At 47.5% G+C, this 17,306-nt stretch carries 18 protein-coding genes and 1 pseudogene; 9 read left to right on the forward strand and 10 right to left on the reverse strand.

Features of this window, described 5'->3' with window-relative positions:
• Positions 1-19 precede the first annotated feature (19 nt).
• The 3 genes from KB186_RS05355 to KB186_RS05365 form a co-directional block, all read right to left on the reverse strand.
• A complete protein-coding gene (locus KB186_RS05355; RefSeq protein ID WP_173609449.1) occupies positions 20-820 on the reverse strand; it encodes a VOC family protein in 801 nt (266 codons plus the stop codon).
• A gap of 84 nt (positions 821-904) precedes the next feature.
• On the reverse strand, positions 905-1,357 hold the full coding sequence (locus tag KB186_RS05360; RefSeq protein ID WP_173609448.1) for a GNAT family N-acetyltransferase: 453 nt from the start codon (positions 1,355-1,357) through the stop codon (positions 905-907).
• A gap of 18 nt (positions 1,358-1,375) precedes the next feature.
• The gene (locus KB186_RS05365; RefSeq protein WP_173609447.1) at positions 1,376-1,867 is read right to left on the reverse strand and encodes an NUDIX hydrolase; all 492 of its coding nucleotides are present in this window, start codon (positions 1,865-1,867) and stop codon (positions 1,376-1,378) included.
• A gap of 163 nt (positions 1,868-2,030) precedes the next feature.
• Between KB186_RS05365 and KB186_RS05370 the strand changes: the two genes are divergently transcribed.
• Complete coding sequence (locus tag KB186_RS05370; RefSeq protein WP_173609446.1) at positions 2,031-3,392, forward strand: D-serine ammonia-lyase; 1,362 nt, start codon at positions 2,031-2,033, stop codon at positions 3,390-3,392.
• Between the two features lie 124 nt (positions 3,393-3,516).
• On the opposite strand, the gene KB186_RS05375 is transcribed toward KB186_RS05370, so the two are convergent.
• On the reverse strand, positions 3,517-4,263 hold the full coding sequence (locus KB186_RS05375) for a class I SAM-dependent methyltransferase (protein ID WP_173609445.1): 747 nt from the start codon (positions 4,261-4,263) through the stop codon (positions 3,517-3,519).
• Positions 4,264-4,502: 239 nt separating this feature from the next.
• Here KB186_RS05375 and KB186_RS05380 point away from each other — a divergent pair, with 239 nt between their 5' ends.
• Entirely contained in the window at positions 4,503-4,952 is a 450-nt protein-coding gene (locus tag KB186_RS05380; protein ID WP_017248186.1) for a hypothetical protein, read from the forward strand.
• A 66-nt stretch (positions 4,953-5,018) separates the two neighbouring features.
• Here the strand turns inward: KB186_RS05380 and KB186_RS05385 are convergent, their stop codons facing one another.
• Together KB186_RS05385 and trhO are read right to left on the reverse strand one after the other, a co-directional pair.
• Positions 5,019-6,470 carry an amidase family protein gene (locus KB186_RS05385; protein WP_173609444.1) on the reverse strand — a complete coding sequence of 484 codons (1,452 nt, stop codon included), beginning with the start codon at positions 6,468-6,470 and terminating at the stop codon, positions 5,019-5,021.
• A 139-nt stretch (positions 6,471-6,609) separates the two neighbouring features.
• Positions 6,610-7,554, reverse strand: a complete 945-nt coding sequence (gene trhO, locus KB186_RS05390; protein ID WP_173609443.1) for an oxygen-dependent tRNA uridine(34) hydroxylase TrhO — start codon at positions 7,552-7,554, stop codon at positions 6,610-6,612.
• Positions 7,555-7,750: 196 nt separating this feature from the next.
• On the opposite strand from trhO, the gene dut reads away from it, so the two are divergent.
• Entirely contained in the window at positions 7,751-8,287 is a 537-nt protein-coding gene (gene dut, locus KB186_RS05395; protein WP_173609442.1) for a dUTP diphosphatase, read from the forward strand.
• A gap of 91 nt (positions 8,288-8,378) precedes the next feature.
• Here dut and KB186_RS05400 read toward each other — a convergent pair whose 3' ends face one another.
• Positions 8,379-8,681: a DUF3846 domain-containing protein gene (locus tag KB186_RS05400; protein WP_255688421.1), complete on the reverse strand. Its 303-nt coding sequence runs from the start codon at positions 8,679-8,681 to the stop codon at positions 8,379-8,381.
• Between the two features lie 149 nt (positions 8,682-8,830).
• Here KB186_RS05400 and KB186_RS05405 point away from each other — a divergent pair, with 149 nt between their 5' ends.
• Entirely contained in the window at positions 8,831-10,081 is a 1,251-nt protein-coding gene (locus KB186_RS05405; RefSeq protein ID WP_232773204.1) for an NAD(P)/FAD-dependent oxidoreductase, read from the forward strand.
• Positions 10,082-10,206: 125 nt separating this feature from the next.
• Here KB186_RS05405 and KB186_RS05410 read toward each other — a convergent pair whose 3' ends face one another.
• Both KB186_RS05410 and KB186_RS28365 read right to left on the reverse strand, forming a co-directional pair.
• On the reverse strand, positions 10,207-10,659 hold the full coding sequence (locus tag KB186_RS05410; RefSeq protein WP_221867075.1) for a VOC family protein: 453 nt from the start codon (positions 10,657-10,659) through the stop codon (positions 10,207-10,209).
• A 94-nt stretch (positions 10,660-10,753) separates the two neighbouring features.
• A pseudogene (locus KB186_RS28365) lies at positions 10,754-10,889 on the reverse strand (IS1595 family transposase); the annotation flags it as partial.
• Positions 10,890-11,219: 330 nt separating this feature from the next.
• Between KB186_RS28365 and KB186_RS05420 the strand changes: the two are divergent.
• From KB186_RS05420 to KB186_RS05440, 5 genes are all read left to right on the forward strand, one after another.
• Positions 11,220-12,212, forward strand: a complete 993-nt coding sequence (locus KB186_RS05420; protein ID WP_370646654.1) for a sulfate ABC transporter substrate-binding protein — start codon at positions 11,220-11,222, stop codon at positions 12,210-12,212.
• 30 nt (positions 12,213-12,242) lie between these two features.
• Positions 12,243-13,079: a sulfate ABC transporter permease subunit CysT gene (gene cysT, locus KB186_RS05425; RefSeq protein WP_232773205.1), complete on the forward strand. Its 837-nt coding sequence runs from the start codon at positions 12,243-12,245 to the stop codon at positions 13,077-13,079.
• Positions 13,080-13,091: 12 nt separating this feature from the next.
• Positions 13,092-13,958 (forward strand): sulfate ABC transporter permease subunit CysW, encoded by an 867-nt coding sequence (gene cysW, locus KB186_RS05430; protein ID WP_173609436.1) that lies wholly within the window; start codon positions 13,092-13,094, stop codon positions 13,956-13,958.
• On the forward strand, positions 13,955-15,076 hold the full coding sequence (locus tag KB186_RS05435; protein WP_173609435.1) for a sulfate/molybdate ABC transporter ATP-binding protein: 1,122 nt from the start codon (positions 13,955-13,957) through the stop codon (positions 15,074-15,076). Before cysW ends, KB186_RS05435 begins: the two co-directional genes overlap by 4 nt.
• Positions 15,077-15,426: 350 nt before the next feature.
• Positions 15,427-17,040 (forward strand): ABC-F family ATP-binding cassette domain-containing protein, encoded by a 1,614-nt coding sequence (locus KB186_RS05440; RefSeq protein WP_047069488.1) that lies wholly within the window; start codon positions 15,427-15,429, stop codon positions 17,038-17,040.
• A 65-nt stretch (positions 17,041-17,105) separates the two neighbouring features.
• Here KB186_RS05440 and KB186_RS05445 read toward each other — a convergent pair whose 3' ends face one another.
• Positions 17,106-17,291: a hypothetical protein gene (locus KB186_RS05445; RefSeq protein ID WP_048032716.1), complete on the reverse strand. Its 186-nt coding sequence runs from the start codon at positions 17,289-17,291 to the stop codon at positions 17,106-17,108.
• Between the last annotated feature and the right edge of the window lie 15 nt (positions 17,292-17,306).

Below are 17,306 nucleotides of genomic sequence, written 5' to 3' on the forward strand. Positions count from 1 at the left end.
CTCGCCTGCCGCTGTATTGCTAGGTGGAGATGGAAAGTGGTAATTGCAATTTGCTCGGGATGTCAGGGGCGAAATCGGGGGTATGAATAACAGAAAAAGAGTATCCTTCCCGGACGAATGTAAGCTCATGAGCATCCGAATGGAAGAGGACGTTACTTTTTTCAAAGCGCCTCCGCACCTTTTGCAGGAACGTTTGGTCAGGCGTTCCAAAAGTCACGTGCATTTTTGGTGGTAGCGCTTTCATCGCGATGGGAATCCAAGGCCTTTTTTTCCATGTGGCTACGATATGTGCCGTTCCCCCGATGACGAAGTTAAAAATTTCGCCATCCTCGTAAGTTTTCAGGCTTAGATTCGATTTTAGCCATTGCGTAAAAACAGGCACACTTTCTACGGGACAGCCCACTTCCCGTAAATACAAAATGTGCAGGGGAGTGGATGGCATAATGACCTTTTCTGACACATAGTCGTGGGCAATAATCTCAAGAAGATTCCCGTCTCCATCGCGGAAATACAGGTTCATCCGTCCTTTTTCCTGATCAATGTCATGCCCATCCTCCCATCGAACAATCAACAGACCAGATTCTCTGATCTTTTTCGCTGATTCATGAAAAAGGGTATAAGGCACTTGAAAAGTAATATGGGCGGGGGAGATTGGTTCATACACTTCATCAAAGGTTAAACGAAAATCGGGTGTGACTTGAAACGTAATCTGTTTGTCTGATTGAGACAAAATTGGAAAACCGAGACGGTCTGCGTAAACCTGGTGAACTCCTTGGATGGACACCGTTCGTAAGGTTAATTTAGAAAAGTGCGTAATCACCTGCCATCACCTTTTCCTATAAAAAGATAACATAATATAAATTATGTATACTCATTCGGTTCACACTGTTGCTAGACAATCTTCTCAAATATCTTGGGAGAGGCGAACCATATCTATCACCTGAATCCCGTTTTCGTAAATCTCTTCTTCATAATGCCGCAAGAAAAAGTCCCGATCGATCCAATTCATGCGAAATCCACACTTTTGATACAGGGCGAGCTGACTCACACTAGAATTCCCTGTTCCGACCTCGATTGTCTTATAACCGAGAGATTTGGCTACTGCTATGGAATGAAGAACGAGCTTTTTGCCAATGCCCTTGCCATGATAGGCTTCATCGACTGCAACATTCACGAGTTCAATCGTATCCGGTCTGGTTGGTATCAAGACGTAGACACCTACGATGCTCTCCTCCAGAACAGCGACATAGCAATGACCTCTTTGTAAATAATCCTCCACCAATCTGACAGAGGGGTCAGCCAATAAGAGTAAATCCATTGGTGGTTGTTCCTGTGCTGCAAGCTTGCGAATTTCCATCCGTGTTTCTCCTCCGATTCAAGTTGTTACTGGCTTTTGCAATGGAGCTGTTTCGTAGTTGACAACCAGGTTCTTTTCGTACGTAAAGATATGCCGACAAGGTTCAGCATCTTCCAACATGTATGGTAAAAATATGGGAAGGTTTTCTGGGACGCCAGCATTGTCAGGGTCCAAGATCCACGCTAGCTCTTTCCAGTCAAGGATGCCTTCTTCCACTACCTGTGGAGTTTGAGAGCGCTCGTAGTCTTCCGGAAGATGAGCGAGAAATGCATACATACCGCCTGTTTCAACTCCATCGACCAGCCAAGAGACAATTCCTTTGTAGCAAGCGGTTTCTAGTAAAATGCCCGTCTCTTCCCGAACCTCGCGAAGGACACTGTCCAGTGGAGTCTCTCCGTGCTCCAGCTTACCGCCTACGCCATTCCAAAGCCCCATTAACGGTGATTTGTTGCGATTCAGCATGAGTATTCCATTTCTATGTTTGAGAAAGCATATGGTATAGCGATACATGTTATCCCTTTCCTTTTTGTTGCAGTCGACTTCTTTAACACGACCATTGTATCAAATGAGTGCAATCATCAGTTATTTTTATTTGGTTTTCCAAAAGAAGTTTTGTAATATTTCGTTATAATAACAAAGAAGAGTGGAAGGATGAATAGGGGGTTCGTTCAAGATGGGAAACAATGAAAAGGTAGAAGGGCTAACAATAGAGGAGTGGAAAATGAAATATCCGCTTCTCCATAACATGATGGAGACAGAAGAAGTTTTCTGGACGAACCCATGCTATGATGAGATCGCAAAAGCAACACTCTCCGTTTCGCCAGAGGAAGTCCAGGATGCAGAAGAACGCTTGCGGCGTTTTGGCTCGTTCATTCAAGTGGCTTTTCCCGAGACGAAAGAATCTGGCGGACTAATCGAGTCTCCACTTGTACCGATTAAAGAGATGCAAAAGTACCTGGAGTCTCGTTTTGCATTGAATATACAGGGGAATCTCTGGTTAAAATGCGACAGCCATTTGCCTATTGCAGGGTCGATCAAAGCGCGTGGCGGTATCTACGAGGTGCTGGCACATGCAGAAGAATTGGCTCAAAAGCACCAGATGCTGCAACCGGACAATGATTATGCTATTTTGGCCTCGGAAGCGTTCCGCGAACTATTTTCCCGTTATTCCATTGCAGTAGGCTCGACAGGAAATCTCGGTTTGAGCATCGGGATCATCAGCGCAAAGCTCGGTTTTCAAGTCACCGTACACATGTCAGCAGACGCTAAAGTATGGAAAAAGGAATTGCTGCGGGCAAAAGGGGTCCATGTAGTTGAATACGCATCGGATTATGGGAAAGCGGTGGAAGAGGGCAGAAAGCAGGCGGAGGCCGATCCGAATTGTTATTTCATCGATGATGAGAACTCCAAGCGTCTATTCCTCGGCTATGCGGTAGCAGCCGGACGATTAAAGAAACAGGTAGAGGAGCAGCAGATTACAGTTGATAGCGATCACCCGCTGTTTGTCTACCTGCCGTGTGGGGTAGGGGGAGGTCCTGGCGGTGTGGCGTACGGATTGAAGCTTATCTACGGAGACAATGTTCATTGCTTTTTTGCGGAACCTACTCATTCTCCCTGCATGCTACTAGGTTTAATGACAGGACTGCATGACAAAGTTTCCGTTCAAGACTTTGGAATCGATAACAAGACAGAGGCGGATGGTCTGGCTGTTGGGCGTCCTTCTCGATTTGTAGGAAAAATGATGGAGGACTTGCTGAGTGGCGTGTTTACAGTGGACGACGAAGAGCTATATGCTTTGTTGCGTGCCTTGCGCGATCACGAGTCCATTCGATTGGAGCCGTCCGCATTGGCTGGAATGCCAGGACCTGTTCGATTGTTTCAGGAGACAGGACGTCATTATTTGGCAAAGCAAGGTCTAATGGAAAAAATGAAAAAAGCGACCCACATCGTATGGGCGACGGGTGGGAGTATGGTGCCTGGTAATATTCAAGAAGAATATTATGCGAAAGCTCTGGGTGAGAATGGAAAAAGATAACACGTTGCTTGTGAATACATAATATTTATTATGTCAACTCGATTCTATTTTCACATTCTTGCCTTATTCATAAGCATCGAAATGTTGCAGAAAGCCCGGAGCACTTCTCCGGGCTGTTGCTCATTCATTTCAAAGTCTTCTGGGTCTTGAAAATAATAAACGTTGGTCTTCTTACTTCTGAAATCTGATGCGGTTGCAAGCGGAGTCCTTCTGACGTGCAGGTTGGCTCGATGATCTCTTGCAGGGTAAGTCCGGCTCGGATTAACGTATTGACGGCAGTGGACATGGAGCGGTGGTAAAAAAGGGCCTTTCTGCCGTTCATCATGTACATTTCACGTTCTCCATCTTCCAGGTAGTTGTCCAAGGGCCAGAAATGCTTCTGTCCTTCTTCGTCGCGTACCCAGCCCTCGACCTTTTTGCGAGCGGTAATATGCGGATGGAGGGTAGAGTAAACGAAATGTCCTCCGTTGCGCAAGGCGCGGCTTACTTTGTTGATCACGTGCTCATAGTCACGAACGTAGTCCATGACGAGAGAGCTCGTTATTAGATCGTAGTCATGATCAGCAAGCGCAATGTCCTCCAGGGACCCATGCAGATATCGAATGTTTCTATGACTGTTATTCGTTTGCGCATACTCCAGCATATTGTGGGAGAGATCAACACCAATCACTTCACGTGCTCCTTGCTCCACACAGTACCTGGCAAACTGTCCGCCACCACACCCGAGGTCGAGTACACGCAATCCTTTTAGGGAGGGGAGGCATCCGCGAAAGGCAGGCTGTTCGATAATGTCATTCTCCGATTGACCGGACAGACGCAGTTTTTGATAGTCCTGATAAAAATCCGGTTGATCGTACAGATTTTGTTTCATCCTCTATCACCCGTTTCCAATTTTTCTCGGATTCCCTATTATGGATAAAGGATGATCATGATGTCAATTATTCGTTTAAAACGATTGAAAATGAGAGCAGGAGTTTGCTTTTTTTACGAGAATTAGTGAGAGACAACCCATTTTCGCGATTCCGTCCGCTTTGCTGTGACGGTTTTTTTCTGTAAGAAGATTTGGTTTCGGTATTTTTGGGCGAGACTGAAATCGAAGGAGGGATAGACGTGGACCAAATACTTCAACTGATCAAAGATTACTGGCCGATTGCGCTAGGTATCATAATCATCATCATGGCTGCCCAATGGGTGGTGCGAAGTATCATTCGAATCATTTCGCTTGCAGCTATTATTGGTGTTGTGCTCGTGTTGTTTTTCCAATTCAGTCCTGAAGAAGTGATCCAAATGGGACGCCAGGCAGCCGTAGCGACACAGGAAGTCGTCGATAAGACGATTACTCCGGTATTGGACAAAGAGCTTAAGGATGCGGATATTTCTTTCAAGGAAGATGGCACCTATGAAGTGAAGACAACGAGTATTCGTATCGTAGGGAAAAAAGGCGAATCCAAAGCGACTGTTTATTACAAGGATGAGGAATGGGAAGTAAATATCGGTCAATTGAGCAAGCTGTTCCAGGACCGACTCGGTAAAGCGGAGCAAGAAAGCAAGACCATGTAGAAAAAGAAAAACGCATGGGGCCAAAAAGGTCTCATGCGTTTTTTGCTGGATAGGAGAGTACTTCCTTTACACGGTAGTCATACTCGGCGCTACACGCAGTCGAGTTGCTTGCTCATAAGCGTAGGCCAGGCGAAGAAGAGTAGGTTCCTGGAATGCCAAGCCAGTCAGCATGATGCCAAATGGTTTGCCAGCGGAAGTATAGCCAGCCGGAACCGTAATCGAAGGGTAACCAGCTTTGGCCGGGATAGCATAACCAGTACTGCCCGGGTACAAAAGGGCATCGAGTTTGTGCTCTTTCATGACTGCATCAAGGCCTTGTTTCTGTGACATTTCCAAATCGAACAGGCGATTAGCGAGATATTCAGGCTCTGTCAACGTACCACTTGTTTGCTCGGATTCTTCCAGCAGCTCTTGCCCATATAGCAGTGCTTGTTCCTCATGTGCCCGATTAAAAGTGATGACATCCTGTAAGGAGCGAATCGGGTAGGAGGCGGGTAAGGTTTTTAAGTATGCATTTACCCCAACCTTGAATTCATGTACGAGAACATGGATGTCCCAGTTGGCATTTTCTGTAGGAATGGTAACCGAATCTATGACAGTTGCACCAGCCTCTTTGAGCTTTTCTATAGCTGCTTCGTACAAGGCCATTTCTTCTTCTTCACACTCAGCCAAAAAACTGGAGCGTACAACGCCGATGCGCGCCCCCCGCAATCCATCTGCATCGAGGAAGGGGAGGTAATCGGGATGACTTAGACCTTCGCTTTTTCCAGTTACCGGATCATTTACATCGATACCAGTAAGCGCGCCAAGCAAAATAGCTGCATCTGTCACGGTTCTCGCCATGGGTCCGGCTGTGTCTTGGCTATGTGAAATCGGGATGATACCCGAACGGCTAATTAAGCCAACAGTAGGCTTGATTCCCACAAGAGAATTGTGCTCGGCTGGGTGGAGAATCGACCCGGAAGTCTCTGTGCCGACTGCCACAACGGCAAAACCTGCGGCAATCGCAGCAGCTGAACCGGAGCTAGACCCGCCTACATCGAGTACGCCAGGGCCGTATGGGTTCAACACTTGTCCACCGCGAGAGCTGTAGCCATCGGGCATATTATAGGAGACAAAGTTAGCCCATTCCGTTAGATTTGTTTTTCCTAAAATAACGGCGCCCGCCTCTCGGAGCTTTGTCACAACAAATGCATCCGCTGAGGCAAACGAATCAGCCAAAGCTAGGGCTCCAGCTGTCGTGTGCATCTTGTCAGAGGTCGCAATGTTATCCTTGATCAGTACAGGGATTCCATGAAGCGGTCCGCGACTGCCTGACACCGCTCGTTCCCGATCCAGTGACTCTGCGATCGCCAGTGCATCTGGATTTAGCTCACAAATGGCATTGATTCGGATGTCTTGTTTGTTGTAGGTGGCAATCCGCTGTAAAAAGGCGAGGGTAAGTTCCCGGGAAGTCGTGGTTCCAGCTGTCATTGCAGCTTGCCATTCGAGTATGCTCGTTTCATGAATCTCTGACATAATGTATCCCCTTTTACGAATGATTTGATTTTTATTATAGTACCAAATTCAGGTAAAGGGAAAGAGAGGGGAGTGTGAGCCTTTTGCCAATAAAAAAACAAGCTGACTCTACGAGAGAATCAGCTTGTCTGTGTTCGTACTATGCGTTTGATCCAGTGGCTTGCAGCTTCGCATTTTCTTCCGCTTCTACATAACGGTTGCGAGGGTGCTCACGGCATTCATCGGAGCAAGAACGCTTGAATTTTGTTTCGCATTCTGTGCAGCAGAAGTGCTGTTTGTTACAGAATGGGTTGGCGCAGTTTACATAGCGGTCTTCCACAGTCCCGCAGTAATGGCAACGGCCAATGACGACGTCTTCTTCTGTATGGTTGATCGGCACAGAGATGCGCTCGTCAAACACGTAGCATTTTCCATCCCACAGGCGTCCTTGGACCTCTGGATCTTTTCCATATGTGACAATTCCGCCCTCAAGGTGGTAAACATTTTCAAAACCTTGTTGCAGCAATATACCTGTCAGCTTTTCACAACGAATACCGCCTGTGCAGTAGGTGAGGACTTTTTTATCCTTGAATTGGCTCATGTTTTCACGAATCCACTCAGGGAACTCACGGGATGAATCCACTTCTGGGCGAATCGCACCACGGAAATGTCCCAAATCGTATTCGTAGTAGTTGCGACCGTCAAGGATCACGACGTCCTCTTCCTGCATCATTTCATACCATTCTTTTGGTTTCAGATAGGTGCCGACTAATTTATTCGGATCAACATCCTCTTCCAAACGCCAGGTTACAAGCTCTTTTTTCGGTCGCACAAACATTTTTTTGAACGCATGTTCTTCCGATTCATCTATTTTAAACCACATATCACTAAAACGTGGATCTTTTCGCACATATTCCATGTAGGCGTCGGTTTGCTCGATCGTCCCGGATACGGTTCCATTAATGCCTTCCGGAGCTACGATAATCCGCCCTTTCAGCCCGTTATCCTTGCAAAATTGCAGGTGCTCGGCTGCGTACTCCTCATAATTTTCAATAGGAGTATACTTGTAATACAACAAAATGCGATATGGTTTTTGTACTTGCAAGGTACAATTCCACCTTTCTTTTCAATTGTGATTTTAGATGCAACGGTGATTATACCACATTCCATTGTTAAAAGCGCTGAAAAAGAAAGGGATTTGTGAGGTTTTTATGAAATTCGGTGCTTCTTGCTGGAAGTGGATGCATCCTGTACACTATGAATGGTATTCAGCCGACAGGCTATAGAGGAGAGACGATTACATGAACATGACAAATGAGCGCCTGGTCACACAGGTGAAAATTAAAAAGCTCCACCAAGACGCCGTGATCCCAGCGTACGCGAGAGCAATGGACGCGGGCTTTGATCTGGTCGCGGTAGAGGATACATTGATTGCCCCAGGACAATCTGCAAAGGTTCCAACAGGCTTGGCTTTCGCGCTTCCAGAAGGATTTGAATTGCAAGTGCGCCCTCGCTCCGGGATCAGTGCAAAAACAAAGCTGCGGTTGTCCAATGCACCAGGGACTGTTGATGCAGGCTATCGCGGTGAAGTATGCGTCCTGATCGATAACATTCGAATCGCATCCGGAAAAAGTGGCAAGGTATGTCTGGGCGCGGGCGAAAACGAAGTAACCGTTGAACAAGAAGTCGATGCACATAGCTACTTGATCAAAAAAGGGGACCGGATCGCACAGGGTGTGATTGCAATCGTTCCAGTTGCGCAGTTCGAAGTAGTGGATGAGCTGGATGAGACGGAAAGAGGAGCGGGCGGCTTCGGAAGCAGTGGTATCAAGAGCTAATTCTATCGAGTAAAAATACAAGACCCCTGATCATCAGCCGTGTCAATGGACTTGAGCTGATGCGTCAGGGGTCATTGTTTTAATCAAGTCCTCATCCTTTGGCGGATAAAAACTGGTCAATTCTCGAAAGGTCGTCAGCCGTCAGCGAACGACCATCCGCTTTGACGAATACGCAAGGTCCATAGACCCAGTCTAAAAAACCATCGGACGTGATGGGGAAATTGTTCGCTTCCACTCCGCGAGCATCTTCATTCACGACGAGGGAGATTCCCTCCAGATGGTCATCTTCCACTACCTCATAGTCACCACCCACCAGCTCCTGCAATTCATCCGTCCCAGCGATTTCTCGGACAACTGCATTTTCATGCGGAAGTTTTATGTACACCGTAGTCAAGCGCAATCACTCCTTCTGACACCCATCATACCGTATAAGCAATGAATTGGGCGATAGGGGAGCGGATGCCTGCTGATGTGTTGGTTATCCTATGGTTGAGAATTGAAGAAACGACTGTATTGATACTTTCAGCTTGAGGGGACATGCTGATGATATTCGTGACCGGAAAACTGTATTGGCCAGAAACATTGCCAGCGCCACCCCTATATCCCGCGCTGACCGAGGACGTGAAGTGTGATGTTCTGATCATTGGTGGCGGTGAAGCAGGAGCACTCGTTTCCTATTATTTGAAACAGCATGATATGGATGTCATCCTCGTGGATAAACGGCGGGTGAGTGGGGGCAGCAGCAGCGCTAATACCGGTTTGCTGCAAATATGCAACGATAAAACGTTGACAGCCTGCATCCATTCGTTCGGTGAGAAAAAAGGAGTGCGTTTTTACGAACTAACACGACAGGCTGTTGATGAATTGGAAAAAATCTCAGGGCAGCTAAACCAATCTCCCGATTACATAAGGCGTGACAGCTTGTATTATGCCAGTGAACCAGCTCATGCAAAGAGCTTGCGGACAGAGTTCCAGTTATTGAAGAAGTACGGCTTTCCAGTCACGTATTTGGAGCGTTCAGATATAGAGCAGCGATTCTCCTTTTCGAAGGCAGGGGCTATTTTGTCCAAGGGAGATGCAGAGCTCAATCCGTACAAATTTGCCAACGGTGTGATCGCCCACTCTGTGAAAAAAGGGATGCGCGTATATGAAAACACGGAAGTCGTGCATCAAAAAGTGCAGGATGGAGGACTTTTGGTCTATACAAAAAGTGGGCACACAATCAAGTGCAGGCGTGCCGTGTTTGCTACTGGCTACGAAGCACAAAACATGAAACGCAATGCCAACGCTGTGATTTCCAGCTCGTTTTCCATCGTGACCAATCAAGTCGAAGAGCTTACGGGTTGGCCGCATGCCTGTTTAATCTGGGAAACAGCTCGTCCCTATTTGTATATCCGTACTTGTTTGGAAGGGAGAATCATTGTCGGAGGACTTGATGAGCCGTTGAGAGACTTGCAAAAGAGAGAGGCCTCCAGTCTCAAGAAGCGGGATCAATTGCTGGCAAAGATTCAAGAGTTATTTCCACAGATTCCGATGCGAGCCGAATATTATTGGGGAGCGACTTTTGTTGGAACACATGACGGACTCCCGCTGTTTGGGGAGCAGGAGGGCTATCCGCATTGCTTGTTCACGCTAGGTTACGGAGGGAACGGAACCGTTTATTCTACGATCGGCGCGCAAATCATCAGTGATCTGATTACAAAAGGAAGTCATGCGGACGCAGATCTCTTTGCTTTTGACCGGGGGAAATATGCCAGTGCCACAGTCCGATCGAAACAAGCTTTCCCAATTTAAACGGGAAGGCTTGTTTTTTGAAAGGCTATGTTAAATCCTGATGTTGATTTTTCCGATCAGAAAGCCGCCTCGTTGAAGAGGCGGCTTATTTAGCTATCGTATATTTCAGTTAATTTAAACGTCGCTTATTTATTGCCGAGTTGTTCCGCCAATCCAATTAGAAGTCCATCTTTTCCACGAATGTAGCAGAGCCGATAGGAGTCCTCGTACTGAACCACTTCGCCAACGAGCTGAGCACCATACTTGGTGAGTCTGGATACCATTTCGTCAATGTCTTCAACAGCGAACATGACGCGTAGATAACCGAGGGCATTTACTGGAGCAGTTCGGTGATCTGATATGGTAGGTGGGGTGAGAAATTGAGAAAGTTCAAGTCGGCTGTGGCCATCTGGGGTAACCATCATAGCAATCTCTACACACTGTGAACCCAGCCCGGTTACGCGACCAGCCCACTCACCTTCGACAGTAGCTCGCCCTTCGAGCTTCAAGCCAATCTCCTCGAAGAAAGAGATTGATTCATCAAGGGATTCTACAACGATGCCAACATTGTCCATTCTTAACAATTTGTTTTTTGCCATAGTTTTATCTCCTTATGTGAACAAATTTTTAACATCTGAGCAGAAAGCCGAAGTTTGTCATTCGTGTCGGTCACAGAAAACAGACATGATATCACCAACATATTTTTCTTATTCGATGCTGTATTCTCATATTCCTTGCTGTCTAAGTACCGAAACCAAGCCAAATAATGTTGCAATATCCACTTTTTTAAGCGGCTGTGGTAGCTGTTTGCGTTTTGGATATGGTACACGTTGCTGCTCACCCTCATTAAAGAAAGATAATTCGTTTCTATCCACTATCAACAACAATGCTTAACATAGCCTTTTGAAAAAATCAGAACGGGCGGGCCCAAATTTGCTGGATAGGCGAATAACATTTGAACGTGGCCTACCTGCCTAGCATAGGGTAGATGGAAATATCGTTGACAGGAATGAAAAGGCAGGTATAATTTCAATAACAGAGTATTCCGAGTAAATTACTATAGATTAAAAGAGGAGTGAAGGTGAGCTGTATGAAAACCACGAAAGGCAAGGTCCAGACGATCCTGCAACGCGTAGGTATCGTTGCTATGGCGGCTGCAATGGCTGGCTGCTCGGCTACTGCACCAGCAGAAACTGGTAGTGGAGCGGGGAGCAGCAATTCTACGGTAGAGCTGCTCAATGTTTCCTACGATCCTACGCGGGAGTTTTACCAAGATATCAACAAGGAGTTTGCCTCAGAGTGGCAACAAAAGACAGGTCAAACAGTGACGATCAAGCAATCACATGGTGGTTCAGGCAAGCAATCCCGCTCCGTTATTGATGGATTGGAAGCAGATGTAGTTACCCTCGCCCTTGCCTATGATATTGACGCGATTGCCGAACGCGGTCTGATTCCGGCTGATTGGCAAAAGAAGCTCTCAGACAACAGCTCGCCTTATACTTCCACGATTGTGTTTCTCGTGCGCAAAGGCAATCCCAAGCAAATCAAAGATTGGGATGATTTGATCAAGCCTGGAATCTCCGTAATCACTCCGAACCCGAAAACGTCTGGGGGAGCCAGATGGAATTACTTGGCTGCCTGGGGTTACGCCTTGAAGACAAATGGGGGAGATGAAGCGAAGGCACAAGAATTCGTAGCACAATTGTTTAAAAATGTCCCCGTTCTCGATTCTGGGGCACGTGGTTCGACTACTACGTTTGTCGAGCGTGGCATTGGGGATGTGCTGATTGCATGGGAAAACGAAGCGTATCTCGCGGTCAATGAGCTTGGGAAAGACAAGTTTGAGATTGTAAATCCGTCCGTGAGCATTTTGGCTGAACCGCCTGTCACCCTCGTTGACAAATACGCTGACAAACACAAGACAAAAGAAGTAGCAGAAGCATACCTTCAGTTCCTGTATACCAAAAAAGGCCAAGAGCTCGCAGCCAAGCATTACTATCGCCCTCGTTCGCAGGAAGTACTCAAGGCACATAAACCCGCATTCCCTGACATTCAATTGTTTACCATTGATGAGTTGTTTGGTGGCTGGACGAAAGCACAAAAGACTCATTTTGCAGATCAAGGCGTCTTCGATCAACTTTATAAACCATAGACCTACACTTTCCTCAGAGGAGTTACCTTCATGAGAAAATCACTCCACAACAGAGGGTTTCTGCCAGGCTTTGGCATGACCATGGGCTATACAATCATCTACCTGAGTCTTCTGGTGCTGATCCCTCTGTCTGTCTTGTTTTTAAAAGCCTCAACGATGAGTTGGGAGCAATTCATAGGGACGATTATGGATACGAGGGTCCTTGCCTCCATTCGTGTGAGTATTATGACTTCTTTTTTTGCGGCTTGTCTTAATGCAGTGTTCGGGGTTTTGGTGGCATGGGTGTTGGTTCGCTATCAGTTTATGGGGAAGCGGATCATAGACGGCATTGTTGACCTGCCATTTGCTTTACCTACCGCTGTAGGCGGGATTGCCCTGACTTCTATTTACGCTGAAAATGGCTGGATTGGGCAGTACCTGGCGGAGTGGGGGATCAAGGTAGCGTACACCCCGATGGGTATATGGGTGGCACTAACATTTATCGGTCTTCCTTTTGTCGTCAGAACCGTTCAGCCTGTTTTGCAGGATTGGGATTTGCAAATGGAGGAAGCGGCGGCTACGTTGGGTGCTACTCGATGGAATACATTTTGGCGGGTGGTTTTGCCGCATCTGTTACCGGCGATCATTACGGGTTTTGCGCTCGCCTTTGCCAGAGCATTGGGGGAGTATGGCTCCGTCGTGTTCATCTCCGGGAACATGCCGTTAAAAACAGAGATTGTACCCCTCTTGATTATGACCAAGCTGGAGCAGTTTGATTATGCAGGAGCTACGGCAATTGCAACTATCATGCTTGTGATTTCCTTCGTCATGCTTTTGATCATCAACTACTTGCAATGGAGAATCAATAAATTCGATGCGGCCCGTTAGGAGGTATGACGTATGAAGCATTTAACGGAGCCAGCCTATATCCGATGGACACTGATTATCGTGGCCTTGCTCTTTCTCGGCTTGTTTTTGATCCTGCCGCTGGTAGCTGTTTTTACTGAAGCGTTTCGGCAAGGGGCGGAGGTGTTCGTAGCATCCATTACAGAGGAGGAAACGTTATCTGCAGTCAAGCTCACCTTGCTAGTCGCAGCCATTAGCGTACCGCTGAATGTGACGTTCGGGATCGCTGCTGCATGGGCAATCGCCAAATTTTCGTTCCCGGGGAAAAATGTGTTGCTTACGTTGATAGACTTGCCATTTGCCGTATCTCCAGTCATTGCGGGCCTTATCTTTGTCCTCTTGTTTGGGAGTCAAGGTGTGGCGGCGCCCTTGCTTGAGGCTTGGGATTTCAAAATCATTTTCGCGGTTCCAGGTATCGTGCTCGCGACGACCTTTGTTACGTTCCCGTTCGTTGCTCGTGAACTGATTCCGGTCATGGAAGCACAGGGAAGAGATGAGGAGGAAGCAGCAGTTTCGCTCGGGGCGAGCGGCTGGAAAACATTTTTACGTGTCACGCTGCCAAACGTAAAATGGGGGCTCCTGTACGGGGTCATTTTGTGTAATGCCCGCGCCATGGGTGAATTCGGGGCAGTATCCGTCGTTTCTGGTCATATCCGCGGCATGACCAATACGCTCCCGTTGCATGTGGAGATTCTCTACAACGAATATCAATTCGCTGCTGCCTTTGCGGTAGCCACCTTGCTTGCTGCCTTAGCCTTAGTGACACTTATTCTGAAAAGCTTGATCGAGTGGAAAACCGAGCGGCAGGCAAAGCTGGATGAGGAACAACACTACGACGTGACAGGAGAGAGAGCCGGATGAGTATTGAGGTAGTGAACATTACGAAGTCATATAAAAGCTTTACGGCACTGAAAAATGTAAATCTGCACATCCCGGAAGGCGAACTCGTAGCGCTTCTCGGGCCTTCCGGATCGGGAAAGACGACTCTTTTGCGTCTCATCGCTGGACTGGAGCAACCGCAGGAGGGGAGCATTCTCTTTCACGGAGAAGATAATACGAACCGTGACGTGCGCGAGCGGCAGGTAGGGTTTGTTTTTCAGCATTACGCCTTGTTTCGGCATATGAACATCTTTGACAACATCGCGTTTGGATTGTCCGTGCGCTCCCGCAAAACACGACCGAGCAAGGAGGAAATCAGTGAAAAGGTTCATTCGCTGTTAAAACTCGTTCAGCTAGAAGGTCTTGCACATCGCTATCCCTCACAGCTATCAGGTGGGCAGCGCCAGCGTGTTGCATTGGCGAGGGCGTTGGCAGTGGAACCAAAATTTTTGCTGCTGGATGAACCGTTTGGCGCTTTGGATACGAAAGTGAGACAGGAGCTGCGTCGCTGGCTCCGTCATCTGCACGGGAAGCTTGGGTTAACGATTTTATTCGTCACACACGATCAGGAGGAAGCGATGGAATTGGCGGATCAGGTTGTTGTGATGAATGAAGGGCGAGTGGAGCAGGTCGGTTCGCCCGAAGAAATTTATCATTATCCGGCGAATCCATTCGTGTACAGCTTTCTCGGGCGGGTCAATCTGTTTCACGGACGAATCCAAAATGGCAAAATCAAGCTCGGAGAAGCAGAGTTCGAGACGGATTGGAAGGATAAGGCGGTGGAGGCTCCCGCTGTCGGATACATGCGGCCACATGATGTAGAGATTTCATTGCGCGCGCCAGAGGGGAAGTCTGCCAGATCTGTTCAGGCTGAGATCAACCATATTTCTCTCTTGGGGCCGATCGTTCGCCTTGACCTGAAGCGATTGGACACGGAGGAAGTATTTGAGGCAGAGATGAGCAGGCAGCGCTTTATGGAGTTGAACGTAGAAGAGGAGAGCATTGTATACGTGACGTTGCACAATGTATCGATCTATGTAGATTCCCAACCTGTACAGACACAACGCCCTGCCCTCGTTCCGTTGCAGGCCAGTGTTTGATCCAAGCATGGCAAATAAACCGGTCTGCATATGCCGCAGGCCGGTTTTTGATTGGAGGCACTTGCTACTCGCCGCGTTGCTTGGAGCGTGTCTGTTCTTTGCTAAGTGTGTTGGAAGACCGTGTTTGCGAAGGGTTTTCTTTCTTTCCCATCTCATTTTTTACACCATTTTGCTTGGACATATCGTAAGCCTCCTTCCCACTGGATTGCCATGGTAGTTTTCCCTGCCAAAGTCCATTTCATGAATCAAGTATTTTTTGCTGTGCGCCAAATCGTTTATCTTTTGCAAAATGAGGTCATCTCTGGTAAGATAAGTGTTTGAACGATTCAAAAAAGGCAGGTATTGCGACGATGATAAGCACTCAGAACGTGACGCTGCGCTACGGCAAGCGCGCACTGTTTGAAGATGTATCCATTAAGTTTACCCCAGGTAACTGTTACGGCCTCATCGGTGCGAACGGTGCAGGGAAGTCTACCTTCGTGAAGATCCTCTCCGGAGAGATCGAGCCGACGAGCGGTCACGTTTCGGTGACACCGGGCGAGCGTATCGCTGTATTAAAGCAGAACCACTTTGAATTCGACGAGTACGAAGTGTTAAAAACGGTTATTATGGGCCACAAGCGCCTGTTCGAGATCATGGAAGAGAAGACCGCTCTTTACATGAAAGAAGATTTCTCCGAGGAAGACGGCAATCGCGCGTCCCAGCTTGAGGGAGAATTCGAAGAGCTGAACGGCTGGATGGCCGAAGCAGATGCAGCTAGCTTGCTGATCGGCCTCGGTATCCCGACAGACCTGCACGACAAGCAGATGAAGGACCTCTCTGGTACGGAGAAGGTACGCGTTCTGTTGGCGCAAGCGCTGTTCGGTAATCCACACATCCTGCTCTTGGATGAGCCGACGAACCACTTGGACATCGAGTCAATTCGTTGGTTGGAAAACTTCCTGGCGGATTATGAGAACACCGTCATCGTTGTATCCCATGACCGTCACTTCCTGAACAAGGTATGTACGCACATTGCGGATATTGACTTTGGCAAAATCCAAATGTACGTAGGTAACTACGACTTCTGGTACGAATCCAGCCAATTGGCGCTGAAAATGGTTCGTGATCAGAATAAGAAGAAAGAAGAAAAAATGAAGGAACTGCAAGAGTTTATTGCGCGTTTCTCTGCGAATGCTTCCAAGTCAAAGCAGGCGACCTCGCGTAAAAAGCTGTTGGAGAAAATTACGTTGGAAGACATTCGTCCTTCCAGCCGTAAGTATCCGTTCATCAACTTCAAGCCAGAGCGTGAAGCGGGTAAAAACCTCGTAGCGATTGAAGGCTTGAGCAAGACGATTGAAGGCGAAAAACTGTTTGAAAACCTTCACCTCACCATCAACAAAGGGGACAAAGTTGCGTTTGTCGGACCAAATGAGCTGGCGAAAACAACCTTCTTCCAAATTTTGATGGGCGAAGTTCAGCCTGATAGCGGTTCTTTCGAATGGGGCGTTACGACTTCCCAAGCGTACTTCCCAAAAGACAATGCGGAGTACTTTAACTCTGACTTGAGTCTGGTTGACTGGCTGCGCCAATACTCCAAAGATCAAGACGAGACATTCATTCGTGGATTCCTTGGTCGCATGCTGTTCTCTGGAGATGAAGCGCTGAAAAAGGCAAACGTACTGTCTGGGGGAGAAAAGGTTCGTTGCATGCTGTCCAAGATGATGCTGGCGAGCGCCAATGTATTGATCATGGACGAACCGACGAACCACTTGGATTTGGAATCCATTACTGCATTGAACAACGGCTTGATTGAGTTCGACGGTACACTCCTGTTCGTATCTCATGACCACCAGTTCGTCCAAACGATTGCGAACCGGATCATTGAGTTCACGCCGAAGGGTGTCATTGATAAGATGATGACGTATGACGAATACCTGGAGAGCGATGAAATCAAGCGCCTGCGTGACGAGCATTACGCGTAAGCTGCCTACGACATATAAAAAGCCCTTGGCTTCGCACAAATCGTGCAGAAGTCATGGGCTTTTTCTCATGTGACGGGGTCTTCCACGAACTCGATTTTGTTAAGAAACGCTTCCTTGCTCGAGAAAATAACACGCTCTTTTCGTGGGGAAGTAAAGAACACCACGATATACTGGTCATCGATATATTCTACCGTGCCGCGTTTCTTTGGTCTTTGTATCGTCTTCACGGGTTTATTCAACCACTCGTTCATCTGCTGTTCCTCCTA

This window comes from Brevibacillus sp. AF8, from assembly GCF_021270385.1.
GTDB lineage: Bacteria > Bacillota > Bacilli > Brevibacillales > Brevibacillaceae > Brevibacillus.

Excerpts from the sequence above, each read along its gene's own strand:
- KB186_RS05360 (WP_173609448.1), bottom strand. The coding sequence starts at position 1,357 with ATGGAAATTCGCAAGCTTGCAGCACAGGAACAACCACCAATGGATTTA.
- KB186_RS05365 (WP_173609447.1), bottom strand. The coding sequence starts at position 1,867 with ATGTATCGCTATACCATATGCTTTCTCAAACATAGAAATGGAATACTC.
- KB186_RS05370 (WP_173609446.1), top strand. The coding sequence starts at position 2,031 with ATGGGAAACAATGAAAAGGTAGAAGGGCTAACAATAGAGGAGTGGAAA.
- KB186_RS05375 (WP_173609445.1), bottom strand. The coding sequence starts at position 4,263 with ATGAAACAAAATCTGTACGATCAACCGGATTTTTATCAGGACTATCAA.
- KB186_RS05385 (WP_173609444.1), bottom strand. The coding sequence starts at position 6,470 with ATGTCAGAGATTCATGAAACGAGCATACTCGAATGGCAAGCTGCAATG.
- dut (WP_173609442.1), top strand. The coding sequence starts at position 7,751 with ATGAACATGACAAATGAGCGCCTGGTCACACAGGTGAAAATTAAAAAG.
- KB186_RS05405 (WP_232773204.1), top strand. The coding sequence starts at position 8,831 with ATGATATTCGTGACCGGAAAACTGTATTGGCCAGAAACATTGCCAGCG.
- KB186_RS05410 (WP_221867075.1), bottom strand. The coding sequence starts at position 10,659 with ATGGCAAAAAACAAATTGTTAAGAATGGACAATGTTGGCATCGTTGTA.
- KB186_RS05420 (WP_370646654.1), top strand. The coding sequence starts at position 11,220 with ATGGCTGGCTGCTCGGCTACTGCACCAGCAGAAACTGGTAGTGGAGCG.
- cysT (WP_232773205.1), top strand. The coding sequence starts at position 12,243 with ATGAGAAAATCACTCCACAACAGAGGGTTTCTGCCAGGCTTTGGCATG.
- cysW (WP_173609436.1), top strand. The coding sequence starts at position 13,092 with ATGAAGCATTTAACGGAGCCAGCCTATATCCGATGGACACTGATTATC.
- KB186_RS05435 (WP_173609435.1), top strand. The coding sequence starts at position 13,955 with ATGAGTATTGAGGTAGTGAACATTACGAAGTCATATAAAAGCTTTACG.
- KB186_RS05440 (WP_047069488.1), top strand. The coding sequence starts at position 15,427 with ATGATAAGCACTCAGAACGTGACGCTGCGCTACGGCAAGCGCGCACTG.
- KB186_RS05445 (WP_048032716.1), bottom strand. The coding sequence starts at position 17,291 with ATGAACGAGTGGTTGAATAAACCCGTGAAGACGATACAAAGACCAAAG.